Origin of the sequence: Aquimarina atlantica (assembly GCF_000626715.1) — a bacterium.
GTDB classification, from domain to species: domain Bacteria; phylum Bacteroidota; class Bacteroidia; order Flavobacteriales; family Flavobacteriaceae; genus Aquimarina; species Aquimarina atlantica.
This window is the reverse complement of record NZ_AQRA01000008.1, coordinates 135,260-149,531: the sequence shown is the minus strand read 5'-3', so window position 1 is coordinate 149,531 and position 14,272 is coordinate 135,260. Positions and strand designations below refer to the sequence as shown.

The following is a 14,272-nucleotide window of genomic DNA, read 5'->3' as shown; positions in this document are numbered from 1 at the left end:
AAACGCATCTCAAAATTAATTTTGAGATAGGACGTAACCTTCTCCCATAAGGGAGAAGGAACTATTCTATATAACATCCAGTATTATTAGTTCCTAAATGGAAGAAGAAAAAAAAGCAGTTTCAGAACGTAAAAAATCCTGTACTAATTGTGGTGCAGAATTAAAATATAAACCTGGAACGACTGAGATTACTTGCGAGTATTGTGGTCATCATGAAACGATTATATATGATCAAAATGGATTTCAAGAGTTAGAACTTAAACCCTATCTCGAAGAAATGGGTTCTCAATCGCATTCTGAAGAAATCATGATGCTACATTGCAAAAATTGTGGTGCAAATCAACATATCGAAGAAAACTACAAATCTTTGCATTGTGTGTATTGCACTATGCCTTTGATTATAGAAGATGCATATAAAGAGGATTGGATATTACCGGGAGCCGTACTTCCTTTTCAATTTGATCAGAAAAAATCACATCAGATATTTTCAAAATGGGTAAAAGGGTTGTGGTTTGCACCGAATAACTTAAAAAAAGCAGCATTAGATCCACAAAATACCAAAGGACTCTATTTACCTTACTGGACCTTTGATGCCCAACTGTATGCAAATTATACCGGGCAACGCGGAGATTATTATTATGTTAGTGTTCCGTATACAACCACGGTAAATGGTAAATCTGTTACCAGGACCCGGCAAGAACGTAGAACAAGGTGGTCTCCGGCAAGCGGAAATGTAAATGGTTTTGTTGATGATACTTTAATTAAAGCATCACACCAAAATAAAAATCCGGTACCAAGAAAAATATCAAATTGGAATTTAGAGGCTCTTGTGCCCTTTAATACTAGTTTTTTGGCAGGTTTTGTTACCGAAAAATATACAATCCCGTTAAAAGATGGCCATTTAGCATCTACCAAAGAAGCCGAACGCATTGCTACATCCTGGGCCAGACGTGATATAGGAGGAGACACCCAAAGAGTACACCATATAGATATGAGTTTAAGCGAAGAGACCTTTAAACATATTCTGCTTCCAGTATATATTAGTGCTTACCGATTTAGTGGTAAAAAGTATAATTTCTTTATCAATGGTCAAACAGGTGCTATTTCTGGGAATAGGCCCTATTCTTTCTGGAAGATATTCTTCTTTGTATTGTTTATACTTGTTGTTGTTGCCTCGATATATTGGATAACTGAGTTCCTTAGTTAAAACATTCTTTTTAATTTTTAATCTTAAAAGTAATGATCTCATATACCGATTTAGAAGAATCAAAACATGGCCTTTCTCTCAATTGAAAGGAAATTTTCTGGTCTTTAACCAATTTTTGTTTAAGTACATTGACATCTTCATTATGAAATTTCATAAATACCAAAGTAATTTCTTGTTGCTCTGAAAGAGATTTAATAATACCTGATCCAGATCTTATTACTTTATCTAATTTCACTTCTATTGCATTTTTATAAGCTTTATCGCAGATCTTTTTATCTTTATAGAATTTGATAAACAACCCTACCAAATCTATCCTGTTAGCTTCTATTAGGTTATCCGTTTCGAATTCCCCATGCGTTATTTCATTATCCCTTGGATCTCCTAGACCAGGCATTTTAATTTTTGGTTTTGCTGCTCTTGGATTCTCAATCTTAGGTTTCTCATTTTTATCACTCTCTTTTTCTTGAGCAATACTATTTGACTTACAAGAAAACAAACCAATGAATACTAATATGTATAGTACTTTATCCATTGTATAAAGATAAAAAAAGGAGTTGAAATTTCAACTCCTTTTAAATTTATAACTTTTAAAAATTATTTTCTAATAAGCTTTATCGTTTTACTTTGACCATCTGACGTAGTCACTTTTGCAAAATACAACCCTGATCTTGCATTTGAAGCATCCCAAGTCGTATTATCACCAATATTGCTGTTTGAATACAACATATTACCTACAGCATCATAAATTTCTATAGATCTAGATGTGTTTACACCAGATTTTGAAGCTGTATCTCTAAAATTAAATGAGAATAATCCATTTGATGGATTAGGCGATGCTGTATTGTCTTTTGAATCTACTATAGCTAAAGGATCAACTGAGGCTGCAGGTTCTCCTACCCCGTCATCTACTAATCCATAAATTTCAAATACTTGGTCAATAGGATCCCTACCAAAAGCCTCTGTTACTGATGTCCAGTCTATAGCTCCGGTTCCAAATAGATTTAAGTCATCCCTAAAATGTGTCACATTACCAATTGTTCCATTTTGAGAAGACCAGAACCATTGTGTAGCACCAGGATTAAACGCTAAATTTACATATACCGACATCCAATAATTACCTCCTTCTAGGACTACCTGTTCTGGAAGCACTAAATTTAAGTTCGTATCTGTAGGGTTAGAAATAGGAACAATTTGTCCGCTGTTATATACTTCTGCTCCAGGAACTCCTGCATTGTCTTCATACAATACAACCGTTGCATTTACTAATTGTGGTGAATTATTTACACCTCCAAAAGCTACAATTCTTTCGATAGTCCAAGTATTTCCTTCAGGAACTACAAAATCATCAGCAGATTGTGCAAGACCACCAAAATCTATAAAGAATTGCGATGGAACAGACCCTCCACCTCCTACAACCTGTTCATAAACAGGAATTTCAGAGACAGTTATAGTAAATCCTTCCGCAACTTGTTCTTCACCAGAAGTGGCAACAAGCACTATGGTAGCTTCATCACCTATCTCCAATTCTTCAGCAAACTCTATACTTATGGTATCACCTTCTAGAGTAGCGGTAACTACATCTGGATTAGTATTTTGTAATTCTATACTAATAGAGCCTCCGTTAGAATTAACGAACAAATCTTTTACATTAACCTCTAAGTTTTCAATATTATTAATATCAGCTGTAATATCATCTAATAAATATGCTACACTCAGAGAAGATTCAGGTAATTCATTAAACACTGGGAATCTTGCACTAAACAAGCCATTACCATGAACAGCGGCAGCAATAAATCCATCCTTACGGGTACCTACTTCAACAACAACATTATTACCAACAACAAAGTTTTCTCTTCTCCATACTGTATTACTTCCATTTAATCTATTTGTAGAATACAGTCCTGTACTTGTACCTACAAATACTCTTTGTAATCGAGCACCAAAGAATCCTTGGCTACTTCCTAAAAATGCAGTACTTCTTACAGAAGGACCATTTCCTGATCCATCAGCATTTTCTTCAAGATTACCACTAATATTTGTCCAAGTGTCTCCCCCATCTTCTGTAAGAAATAAACTAGGGATCTGATAATTAGAAAATGTAACAATAACTCTATCAGAATTTGATGGATCTACATTAATATCTGTAATAAAACCAGTTGGTAGTCCTTTTCCTGTAGACACGTCAACTGCTTCTTGGCCATCAACATTAGCATTATCCATTCTAAAAACTACACCATTACTAGTACCATAATATAATCTATTGGCGACAGGGAATTTTGATACATCCAAAGCAGAAATAGAGAAATCTCTTGCTTGTGGATCCGGGTTTCCAGGAATTTCACTGTTTTCAAGATTAATCCAGTTAACTGTTGCATTCGCATTACTAAATAAAGGAATTTCATCTAGATTATTATTTCTCCAGATTCTTCTACCAGCAGGCAGATACATAATATTATCATTGTTAGGATCTAACACGAATGGAGTAATAAATGCAAATCCTGATGCTCCAGGAGCAATTTTTGTAAACGAAACTTGTTCCCCGGCTTCGTCATAATTAAATCTATAAATATTACCCAATTGAGAAGACACATATCGTGTTCTTCCTCCATCTGCTATTGCACTATATGAACCATCTCCACCAAAAAGATCTACCCAAGGTTCAGTACCATCTGTAGAGTTTGTATACCAAGTACTATTATCCTGAAATCCAGCTAGTAAATCATCACTATTCCCTTTTGGATCAAAAGATACGTGATATGGCTGTGTTGTTAAATATCCATTACTTAATGAAGTCCAATCTACAGGTTCACCTCCATCTAGACTAGTCGTAATATCTTCGGTTACCGATACTCCTCCATCATGTCCTGATAATACTTTGTTTGGATTTGAAGGATAAAATACCAACGCATGTTGATCAGGATGATGATCAGTATATAAGCTATAACTATTTCCGTTAGCAGAGCTATATCCAGCTATCCAGCTATCTGAACCAACAGGAGTAGTAAAACCATCTGTTGACCTGTATAAATTAGTTCCTCCAATGATAACCAAATTAGGATCTGCTGGACTTACTTTTACCAACATATCATATCCTCCTTGGATATTGTAAGTTCCTCCTCTTGATCCAAAATTCACTGGAAGGTTAGCTGACAAATCCGTCCATTGCTCTTCAGCCGCTGCATCATATTTGAATAAAAATGTTTGCGGAGCATTAACTCGGTTAGCCATAAAGAAGTAAACCACATTTCCGTTAGACGGATCAGAGCCCATCACTGTTCTAAGAAACTGTGGAGGCATAAAATCTGGATTTATTTTAGTCCATGTATCTCCATCAGAAGAAGTGAAGAAACCATTGTTTACAACACTGTTATCGTCCATAGTTGCATATATCTGGCCCGTCGCCGTGATAATAACTTCTGCAAGCGTACTTGTTCCTCCTTCTAATACCTGTTCAAAATTACGTCCTCCATCCTGTGATCTCTGTATACCAGTATAGGTCGCAATGTAAATATCTCCAGTAGTAGGGTGAATTGCTATAGAATTAATAAGATCTAGATTGGAATTAGTTGTAGGATCACCGTCATCTGTATTTCTTAACTTTCTCCAGGTACGTCCACCATTGATAGATTTATAAACACCGCTACCTCTAAAAGTAGCTCCTCTATCACTGGCAGAATTTCCAAAAGTCTCTCCTGATGTATAATACCATGTATTATGCTTACCTGGTCTTGGATCCTGTATGATTGCTGTAACACTAGGGTTTTGAGTACGTCTAGTAGTTTTTCTCCATGATTGACCCCCGTTTTCAGATCTCCATACTCCACCAGAAACACCTCCTGCTAGAATTACGTTTTCATTGGTACGATCAATCGCTAAAGCTCTGGTTCTACCACCTACATTAAAAGGACCTCTGTTTTTCCAATATGAAAAACGACCTCTTTTAGAAGACTTTGCATTTACTGCTAAGGATTTTTTTGATTCCTGGCTTACCGGAATTTTATCAGAAAATTTAACTTCTGCTTCAAGTATTCCATCTGGAACTTTTCCAGTTTTAGGATCTACAAGCAATTGCATTTCATATTCAAACCTTCTTTGAATGTTTTCTCCGACCTTCCGCTCTGCTTTAGCTGAACGAGAAGTCCCTGTTTTGGCTTCATAAAGTTTTTTAGAATTGCGATAAACTTGTTTTCCTTTGCTTTGATCTGCTTGTGTTTTAAGCTGTTGTGCATTTACCGAAGTAATGGTTCCCACAAGAGAAACCGCCCAAACGGAACGTTTGAGATAAAATAAAAGTGTTTTCATTTTAAGCTGATTTGTGAGTGATTTTTTCAAAACTAGCTTAAATTTTTGAATTTTTTTCTTAAATCTTATGGAAATTTATGATTTTTTTACTTTTTCTCTAATAAAACCTCTAAATTCTCGGTAATTACATGACATATATCTTCTTTTACTGTAATTGGATCACTCGTAATTGTTGTGTAACCTGTTTTGGTCACCGTAATCACATAAGTGCCAGTACGTTCATGGGCTCCAACAAAAATAGTAGTCCCCGATATATTCTGTAGTGTTTCTTTATACTCATTATCTGTCGCTACTACGGTAATACCTTCTACCAAAAATGTGGCGTCCATAGTATCTTTAATCGTTACTTCTAAGCCTGGCCTGGCCTCTAATGTACACAAAACCGGATCTTCGGTCTTGTCATCATCATTACAAGCTATGCAGAGTATTAATAAAAGTAAAACAACTTTTTTCATGTAATTTTAAACTTATAAGTTATTACTTGTATATAAGATGCTTTTAAAAAGCTATGGTTGCGTTTTTTTAACACTCTCTATACAGTATGTATTATATATATAAACCGCAAAAGTTACAGATTAGTACAACATTTAATAAAAAAAGCATCCCGACATGGGATGCTTTTTTTATTATTTATTACAAAATTACCTGATTATAAATCGAATTTAATTCCTTGAGCCAATGGCAATTCTGTCGTATAATTTATGGTATTGGTTTGACGTCGCATATAAACTTTCCATGCATCTGACCCCGACTCGCGACCTCCACCAGTTTCTTTTTCACCACCAAAAGCACCACCAATCTCAGCCCCAGAAGTTCCTATATTTACATTAGCAATCCCACAATCTGATCCTGCATGTGAAAGAAAACGTTCTGCCTCACGTAAATTATTTGTCATAATTGCAGAAGATAACCCTTGTGCTACTCCGTTTTGAGTTTCGATAGCATTTTCTATATCACCACTATACTTTAATAGGTATAATACAGGCGCAAATGTTTCGTGCTGTACAATTTCAAACGAATTATCTGCTTCTGCAATAGCAGGTTTTACATAACATCCACTTTCATAACCTTCTCCAGAAAGCACAGCTCCTTCTACCACAATATTCCCTCCTTCTTCTACTACTTTTTGTAGTGCATTTTGATATCCTTTTACTGCATCTGTATCTATTAATGGTCCCACATGATTATTTTCATCCAGAGGATTACCAATTCTCAGTTGTCCATATGCTGCTACTATTGCATTTTTTACTTTATCATAAATCGATTCATGTATAATCAATCGACGTGTAGAGGTACAACGTTGACCTGCTGTTCCTACGGCCCCAAATACGGCTCCAATCACTGTCATTTTGATATCTGCATCGGGGGTAACAATAATTGCATTATTTCCTCCTAGTTCTAAAAGTGATTTTCCTAAACGTTGTCCTACAGTTGCTCCCACGATTTTACCCATTCTGGTAGAACCTGTAGCAGAAATTAAAGGAATTCTTTTATCTGTTGTCATCATCTCTCCTACCTTATAATCTCCATTAATCAAACAAGAAATTCCTTCTGGCAGGTTATTATCTTTTAAAACTTTAGCAATAATATTTTGACATGCTATTCCACAAAGTGGAGTTTTTTCACTAGGTTTCCACACACATACATCTCCACAAATCCATGCCAAAGCAGTATTCCAGGCCCATACTGCCACCGGGAAATTAAATGCAGAAATTATTCCCACAATCCCAAGCGGATGATACTGCTCATACATTCTATGGCCAGGGCGTTCAGAATGCATTGTTAACCCATGTAATTGTCTGGATAATCCAACGGCAAAATCACAGATATCAATCATTTCTTGTACTTCACCTAAACCTTCCTGGTACGATTTTCCCATTTCATAAGAAACCAATTTCCCAAGAGGTTCTTTTAATTCTCGTAAAGCTTCTCCAAACTGTCTTACAATTTCTCCTCGTTGTGGAGCCGGCATTATTCTCCAGGTTTTAAATGCTTCGGTTGCAGTTTGTATTACTTTTTCATAATCTTCTGCTGTTGTGGTTTCTACTTTACCTATCAATTCTCCATCTACAGGTGAGTATGATGAAATCATTTCTTTTGAAGAGAACCAGTTTGAGCCTGTCGAAGTTCCTTTATTATCCTCAGAAACACCCAATTGCTGTAGAGCTTCCTGAATTCCGAAATCTAATATTGCTGTTGCCATGTATAAGTTACTTTTTTGAAAAGGTAAAGATACTGTGTTTTGGAGATAAATTAAATTTTGGCACAATCTAACGTCAATTTTGAATGATTTTTCGAAAAATCAATTTCAAAAAAATCAATTTTACTATAAACTGAAGTTTAACAAACGAAATTGACTCACCACTTTCAGCATACAAACCTTTTTTAGGTTATATTTTAAGCTTTATAAAAGTACAGAAATCTTTAAAATTCTTTATATAAAAAAGATAGATTTAAATACTGTTATATCTAACTTTTATAAACTATTATCGTATTCAGGAATTTTATACCAAAAAAGAAATCGCTCGAACAAGATTTCTCTTGTAGAGCGATTCCCAACTAAATAACCAACCAAAAAGTTAATATTGTTTAAGTGCTACCTTACTTTTATTTTGAAAGCTTCATAAAATCAGCTTTTTTTAATCTTTTCTTTTCATTCTGAGTTGGTTTTCCTTTCTCAGAACTCTTAAATTGTATATGTCCTCTACCTACAAAATGGTACACTGTTTCTGAGCTTGGATGAAACAATTCTATTTTATTATCATTTATAACGGACAACTCGAAGAATTCATTGCCCAGATAATCGTAATCAAGTGTTAAAGTTTTCCTATCAAAAATGTTAACGATATCATTAACCGCATAATGACCGGTATAATCATAAAAGATATCATTAATAGGAATTCCATTTTCATCCTGAGAGCTTTTAAAATTTTCTCCAGATCCGAAATATGAGAATTTCAAATAGTTTTCGTTATCAAACTCGTTTAATACTCCAAACTCACTGGTAAAGACTTTTTCCCAGGTTTCATACTCCTGCAGGAAATAATGTATATTATCATAAAATACCTGATCATAATCAAAATTATTACGTTGGTATCCAACCAGGAAATAGCTGGTATTGGTTACACTATCATACACTTCTATCTGATTATCTGATAATTGAGTAACTACTAATTTATAGGTACCATCAATATCATGACTAATATCCAGATCCATTCTAAAAGTATCATAGAAACCAACATCTAACCCATAACCGTTTCCATTGCTTCCCATACCAACCAGATTATTATTGGCATAAAATGTTCCGTTTCGGAAAGAAACTGTAAACGCTTTTTGTAAAAACGGAATCTCACCATTACCTTTTGTGCGTTCGATATCTACATACCAGATTTCATAGGTATTCAATAATTGATGTAAAGTAATTGTTGGTTCTTCTACATAAACATCTTCTTCGATAACAACTTCTGCTACACAAGAAGTTAATAGTATTGAACCTAAAAAAATAACCGAAAGTAATTTTAGCGTTTTCATAAGCTGTGTGTTTTCAATTTCATTAATTGAGAACCAAAACGCGTGCCAAAATTATAATAAACTGATTATCAGGTTTTTATTTTGAATTGTATTTTTCCTATTTTTGAGCCCACAATATTTTTTATGGAAAAAAATCCAAAATTTGCAGTACTGGGAGGTGGTAGTTGGGCAACTGCCATTGTAAAAATGCTTACCGAAAACTTAAATGAAGTAGGATGGTATATGCGAAGTACTTATGCATTAGAGCATCTTAAAAGACAACAACATAATCCTAATTATTTAAGCTCGGTCGAATTTAAGGTTGAACAGCTTAAACTTACTAATGATATAAATGAAGCTGTAGCCTACGCAGATTACTTAATTTTTGTGATCCCATCAGCCTTTTTACATAGCGAGCTTAGTAAACTTACCGTATCTTTAAAAGACAAGATCATCTTTTCGGCAATAAAAGGTATTGTTCCAGAAACAGGACTTATTGTAGGAGAGCATTTTCATGACGAGTATGATATTCCTTTTAATAATATTGGGGTAATTACCGGGCCATGTCATGCAGAAGAGGTTGCGCTAGAACGATTATCCTATCTTACTATTGCTTCTAATGATGAAGAAAAAGCCAAAATAATGGCAAAACATTTAAGTAGCGATTATATTAAATGTAAAACCAGCGATGACATTATTGGTACCGAATATGCTGCGGTACTTAAGAATATCTATTCTGTAGCAGCAGGGATTGCACATGGTCTTGGATACGGAGATAATTTTCAGAGTGTTCTTATGAGTAATGCCATTCGTGAAATGAAACGTTTTATTAAAAAAGTACATAAAATGAAACGTAACATTAACGATTCTGCCTATTTAGGAGATTTATTGGTTACCGGGTATTCTATTTTTTCTCGTAATCGAATGTTTGGTAATATGATTGGTAAAGGATACACCGTAAAAAGTGCCCAGATGGAAATGAGTATGATTGCCGAAGGATATTATGCTGCAAAGACTGCATATGAACTCGATGCTACCAAAGCTGCACGAACACCTATCATTGATGCAGTACATGCCATATTATATGAAAATAAAAATCCCAAAAAAGTATTTAAGAAACTAACCGATAAGCTAGACTAATTATTCTTATCTTCATGCCTCTGATTATTTTATTTATCTTATGAAGAAGCTTATCGAAACGTTTTATACCGGATTAAGCAATCTCGATGCCGAAACTATGGTATCATGTTATCACGATGATGTAGTTTTTGAAGATCCTGGTTTTGGACAACTAAAAGGCGATCGCGCAAAAGGCATGTGGCGTATGCTATGCAAAAATGCAAGAAATTTTAGAGTAGAATTTTCACAGGTTGAAGCCAACGATCAAAATGGATCAGCGCATTGGGAAGCCTGGTATTCTTTTAGTAAAACAGGACGATCAGTTCATAATAAGATCGATGCTCAATTCGAATTTAAGGATGGTAAAATCATAAAACATACCGATCATTTTAATCTACACCGATGGGCTTCTCAGGCTATCGGATGGAAAGGTGCTTTGCTTGGCGGGACTGGTTTTTTTAAGAAAAAACTAATCGGGCAAACCAATAAAATGCTCGATAAATTTATGGCTTCCTGATTTTGATACTCTACCCTATGAACACACTACAAATCACACAACCCATTGTATCGGTAAACTGGCTTTCTAAGCATTTAGATCATCCTGATTTGGTTATTTTGGATGCTACAATCAAAAAAGTAACCGCACCAGATGAGTCAACAAATTCGAACCTAAAGATCAAAGGAGCCCGGTTTTTTGATATCAAAAATGTTTTTTCTGATATAACCACAGATATTCCTAATATGCTTCCTACTGCAGAAGCTTTTTCAGAAGCATGTAAATCATTAGGTATTAGTTCTCATCATACTATAGTCGTATATGATACCTTAGGGATCTACTCTAGTCCAAGAGTACGATGGATGTTTATTGCTATGGGACATCAAAACGTTGCCGTATTAGATGGTGGTTTCCCGGCCTGGCAAAAAGCCGAACAGCCTTGCGAAATTGATGATGCCAAACCACAAGAATACAACCGTGGCGATTTTAAAGCCAGTTATATCCCTAAGTTGGTTACCAATGCTAAAACAGTACTTATAGAAATGAATGCCGAAAATACTCTAATACTCGATGCGCGTTCCCCGGGTAGATTTACTGCCTCAGAACCCGAACCCAGAAAGAGTCTTAAAGGAGGGCATATTCCAAATTCGATGAATTTGCATTATACAAAAGTACTCGATGATGGTAAAATGAGACCTACTGCCGAATTACAAGAAATTCTTCAACATTTTAATATTGAAGATAAAAAACTGATCTTTACCTGTGGATCAGGCATTACGGCATGTATTATTATGCTTGCTGCAGAGTTAGCAGGGTATCATGATGTATCTGTATATGATGGATCATGGAGCGAATGGGGACAATTAGACGATGTTCCTATCCAGTGTTAAACACAAATCAAAATATCTACTTAATTATATTATATGAACCGTTTTTTTCGATTGATTTTTTGCATTGCCTTAGTATCGGCCACCAGCTATGCGCAAAAAGCACCAAAATTTAGCTTACAAGATTTCTACACCTACTCTTCTGAACTAGAATATACGGTAGATTCTATTTTTAATACATTAAACGATCGACAAAAAGTAGCTCAAATGATCATTACCTCTGGCGGAGAAATAGGTAAGCCCGCTACTACAGTTCGTAAATTAGCCATGCAAAATGCAATTGGAGGCGTAGTTTATCTAAAAGGACATAAACAAAAACATACCGAAGATATCAACGCACTTAATGCTATTACCACAAAAAATAAGACTGTCCCGCTTTTGTTTAGTATGGATGCCGAGCCTAGTTTATTCTCTAGCAGAATTAAAGGAGCCCGTAAAGTAGGTAAAACTATTGATATCAAAACCGAAGCACAATCTGATTCTGTAGTCAATATTATCAACCAGGAACTTAGAGATATTGGTGTGCATCATAACTATGCTCCTGTATTAGATGTAAGCCCTAATAACGAGGCTATAAAATCCAGAAGTTATGGGGATAATAAAGAAGATGTTGTTCGTCTTGCCAATCAATTTATAAAATGTTCTCAGGAAAGTGGGATCATAGCTACTGCCAAACATTTTCCCGGCCATGGTCTGGTAAAAGGCGATACCCATAAACAAAGTGTATATATAGATGGACCTTTACAAGAAGTAGATAATTATAAAAAAATTATCGAAGATGGTGTACTCTCTATCATGGTTGCCCATATCACCATCAAAAATAATAAGGAGTATGATACTGGTGGATTACCCTCTAGCTGTTCCCCAAAAATTATTACCGGCTTATTAAAAGAAAAAATGGGCTTTAGAGGTGTTATCATATCTGATGCACTTAATATAATGAAAGCAGTTACCATATTAGACAACGCTCCCCTACTCGCTTCTAAGGCAGGTTGTGATCTAATCCTGATGCCGCAAAACGAAATAAAAACGATAAATGCTATCCTGGCAGAAATGAAAACTGATACAGCCTACAAAAAACAGGTAATGCAATCGGTAAAGAAAATCTTACGATTAAAAGTATGTGCCGGGGTCATTAGATAGTTGATAGTTAATGACTGATAGTTTATAGTGAATAGAAATATTCTCTATCATATATCCTAATGGGATCCTGAAAAGCAAAAATTCTTAACTATAATTATGAAATTGTAGTAACCCAATTATAGAAATAAACCTTTTGTTTTATTAGCTATGTCAATTAAGGAACTATTAAATACCACCGATCATCGACCCTGGAAAATCCCGGATAAAAACTGGAAATTCTACCAGGAATGGAACAACGCAATATTTCTTCATTGGCAGGTCGAGGTATCAGAACTACAAAAATTTGTTCCAAGAGAGTTAGAAATCGATCTTTTTGAAGGCAAACCCTGGGTTTCTCTGGTAGCTTTTACTATGGAAAAAATTAGACCTAAAAATCTGCCGGCATTTCCTCCGATCTCCAATTTTGATGAAATTAATATCAGAACATATGTTAAGTCTAATACAAAAACAGGAGTCTATTTTCTAAGTATAGAAGGAGGAACAAGCTTATCCTGCAAAATAGCAAAGGCAATTTCTCAATTGCCATATCGGTATTCAAAAATAAAACGAAGCAAACACCAATATCAGTCAACAAACGCAAAGTTTAATGACGAACTAGACATACGGTTTTCTGTTAAAGAAGAAATTACAGATAAAAGTACTCTAGACACATGGCTTACAGAACGGTATGCTTTGTTTCAGGATACAGAGAGATCAATTAATGAATTTGAGATTCATCATATCGAATGGCCAATACAAAACATCGAGCTTACTCATCTCAACGTAAACTACACGAGATTTGATTCACTCATCCAGGGTAAGCCCGACAAAATTCAATATTCAAAAGGGGTACATGTAATTGCCTGGGGGAAGAACAAAAAAGAAAGAATCTTACCGTTATAAATATTAGTTTTTACGTATCATTATCATGAGTAATACATTAAGAAAAACAGATAAAAACATAGTATGCTATTACAATAGAAAACAACATAATTTGGCCTAGATATATTTCAATAAAAAACAAGAAACATATGGTATATTGTTAGCAATCAAGTTTTTTATGATAGAAAAGATCAACCCAAAGAGTACTGCAACAGCATAAGTAGTAGTATAAAAAGTAGATTATTTTTCTTAATTATATAGTTTTCTAAATTAAAATCTTTGTACGCATTATGCGTACCATTTCTTATATAAATTTATTTGATGGCTCTGATAGCTCAGATTTGCAATCTGATGGCGAGGATTTGCTACCTTAAATCAACACTATCGGGTTTTACACAAAAAAATTCCTAAATTTAGAGTATCTAAGCAAGCAAGGTAAAAAAGAACAATCTTGTAAGCGTAACAATGATCAATATTAACCAACGGAAAGATTATGCAAACACTCACACAAAAAGCCTTATGGTTACTCACGCCGTAAGTATACAATTCTCAATTTCGCGATAACGAATTCTAATCGGTATCAAAGCTATTTTACGATTCTTAAGTCTCATTAGCTGTATAATCCAAAACCTCAGATTCCTTATTAAAAACAAGAGGAAAAACATAATGATGCTAATATAAGTAAGGGCGCACAGCGCATATTACAAAAGAGGAATTGAATTTCTTTAAGCTAACCTAAGGAACAAA

Annotated in this window: 11 protein-coding genes; 6 read left to right on the top strand and 5 right to left on the bottom strand. The window is 34.8% G+C overall.

What is annotated here, in order from left to right; translation table 11 throughout:
• Positions 1–97 precede the first annotated feature (97 nt).
• Positions 98–1,207: a DNA helicase PriA gene (locus tag ATO12_RS18640; RefSeq protein ID WP_034244881.1), complete on the top strand. Its 1,110-nt coding sequence runs from the start codon at positions 98–100 to the stop codon at positions 1,205–1,207.
• A 10-nt stretch (positions 1,208–1,217) separates the two neighbouring features.
• Here the strand turns inward: ATO12_RS18640 and ATO12_RS18635 are convergent, their stop codons facing one another.
• The 5 genes from ATO12_RS18635 to ATO12_RS18615 form a co-directional block, all read right to left on the bottom strand.
• Positions 1,218–1,739 (bottom strand): hypothetical protein, encoded by a 522-nt coding sequence (locus ATO12_RS18635; RefSeq protein ID WP_034244879.1) that lies wholly within the window; start codon positions 1,737–1,739, stop codon positions 1,218–1,220.
• 62 nt (positions 1,740–1,801) lie between these two features.
• Positions 1,802–5,509 carry a T9SS type A sorting domain-containing protein gene (locus tag ATO12_RS25080; RefSeq protein ID WP_051575945.1) on the bottom strand — a complete coding sequence of 1,236 codons (3,708 nt, stop codon included), beginning with the start codon at positions 5,507–5,509 and terminating at the stop codon, positions 1,802–1,804.
• Between the two features lie 86 nt (positions 5,510–5,595).
• The gene (locus ATO12_RS18625; protein ID WP_034244877.1) at positions 5,596–5,964 is read right to left on the bottom strand and encodes a hypothetical protein; all 369 of its coding nucleotides are present in this window, start codon (positions 5,962–5,964) and stop codon (positions 5,596–5,598) included.
• A gap of 194 nt (positions 5,965–6,158) precedes the next feature.
• Positions 6,159–7,712, bottom strand: a complete 1,554-nt coding sequence (gene amaB / locus ATO12_RS18620) for an L-piperidine-6-carboxylate dehydrogenase (protein ID WP_034244872.1) — start codon at positions 7,710–7,712, stop codon at positions 6,159–6,161.
• Between the two features lie 404 nt (positions 7,713–8,116).
• Positions 8,117–9,040, bottom strand: a complete 924-nt coding sequence (locus ATO12_RS18615) for a hypothetical protein (RefSeq protein WP_034244870.1) — start codon at positions 9,038–9,040, stop codon at positions 8,117–8,119.
• Positions 9,041–9,163: 123 nt separating this feature from the next.
• On the opposite strand from ATO12_RS18615, the gene ATO12_RS18610 reads away from it, so the two are divergent.
• From ATO12_RS18610 to ATO12_RS18590, 5 genes are all read left to right on the top strand, one after another.
• On the top strand, positions 9,164–10,159 hold the full coding sequence (locus tag ATO12_RS18610) for an NAD(P)H-dependent glycerol-3-phosphate dehydrogenase (RefSeq protein WP_034244868.1): 996 nt from the start codon (positions 9,164–9,166) through the stop codon (positions 10,157–10,159).
• A 40-nt stretch (positions 10,160–10,199) separates the two neighbouring features.
• Positions 10,200–10,655: a nuclear transport factor 2 family protein gene (locus ATO12_RS18605; RefSeq protein WP_034244866.1), complete on the top strand. Its 456-nt coding sequence runs from the start codon at positions 10,200–10,202 to the stop codon at positions 10,653–10,655.
• A 17-nt stretch (positions 10,656–10,672) separates the two neighbouring features.
• Entirely contained in the window at positions 10,673–11,524 is an 852-nt protein-coding gene (locus ATO12_RS18600; RefSeq protein ID WP_034244864.1) for a sulfurtransferase, read from the top strand.
• 33 nt (positions 11,525–11,557) lie between these two features.
• Positions 11,558–12,664, top strand: a complete 1,107-nt coding sequence (locus ATO12_RS18595; protein ID WP_051575944.1) for a glycoside hydrolase family 3 N-terminal domain-containing protein — start codon at positions 11,558–11,560, stop codon at positions 12,662–12,664.
• Positions 12,665–12,811: 147 nt separating this feature from the next.
• The gene (locus ATO12_RS18590) at positions 12,812–13,546 is read left to right on the top strand and encodes a YqjF family protein (RefSeq protein ID WP_034244862.1); all 735 of its coding nucleotides are present in this window, start codon (positions 12,812–12,814) and stop codon (positions 13,544–13,546) included.
• The last annotated feature ends 726 nt before the right edge of the window (positions 13,547–14,272 follow it).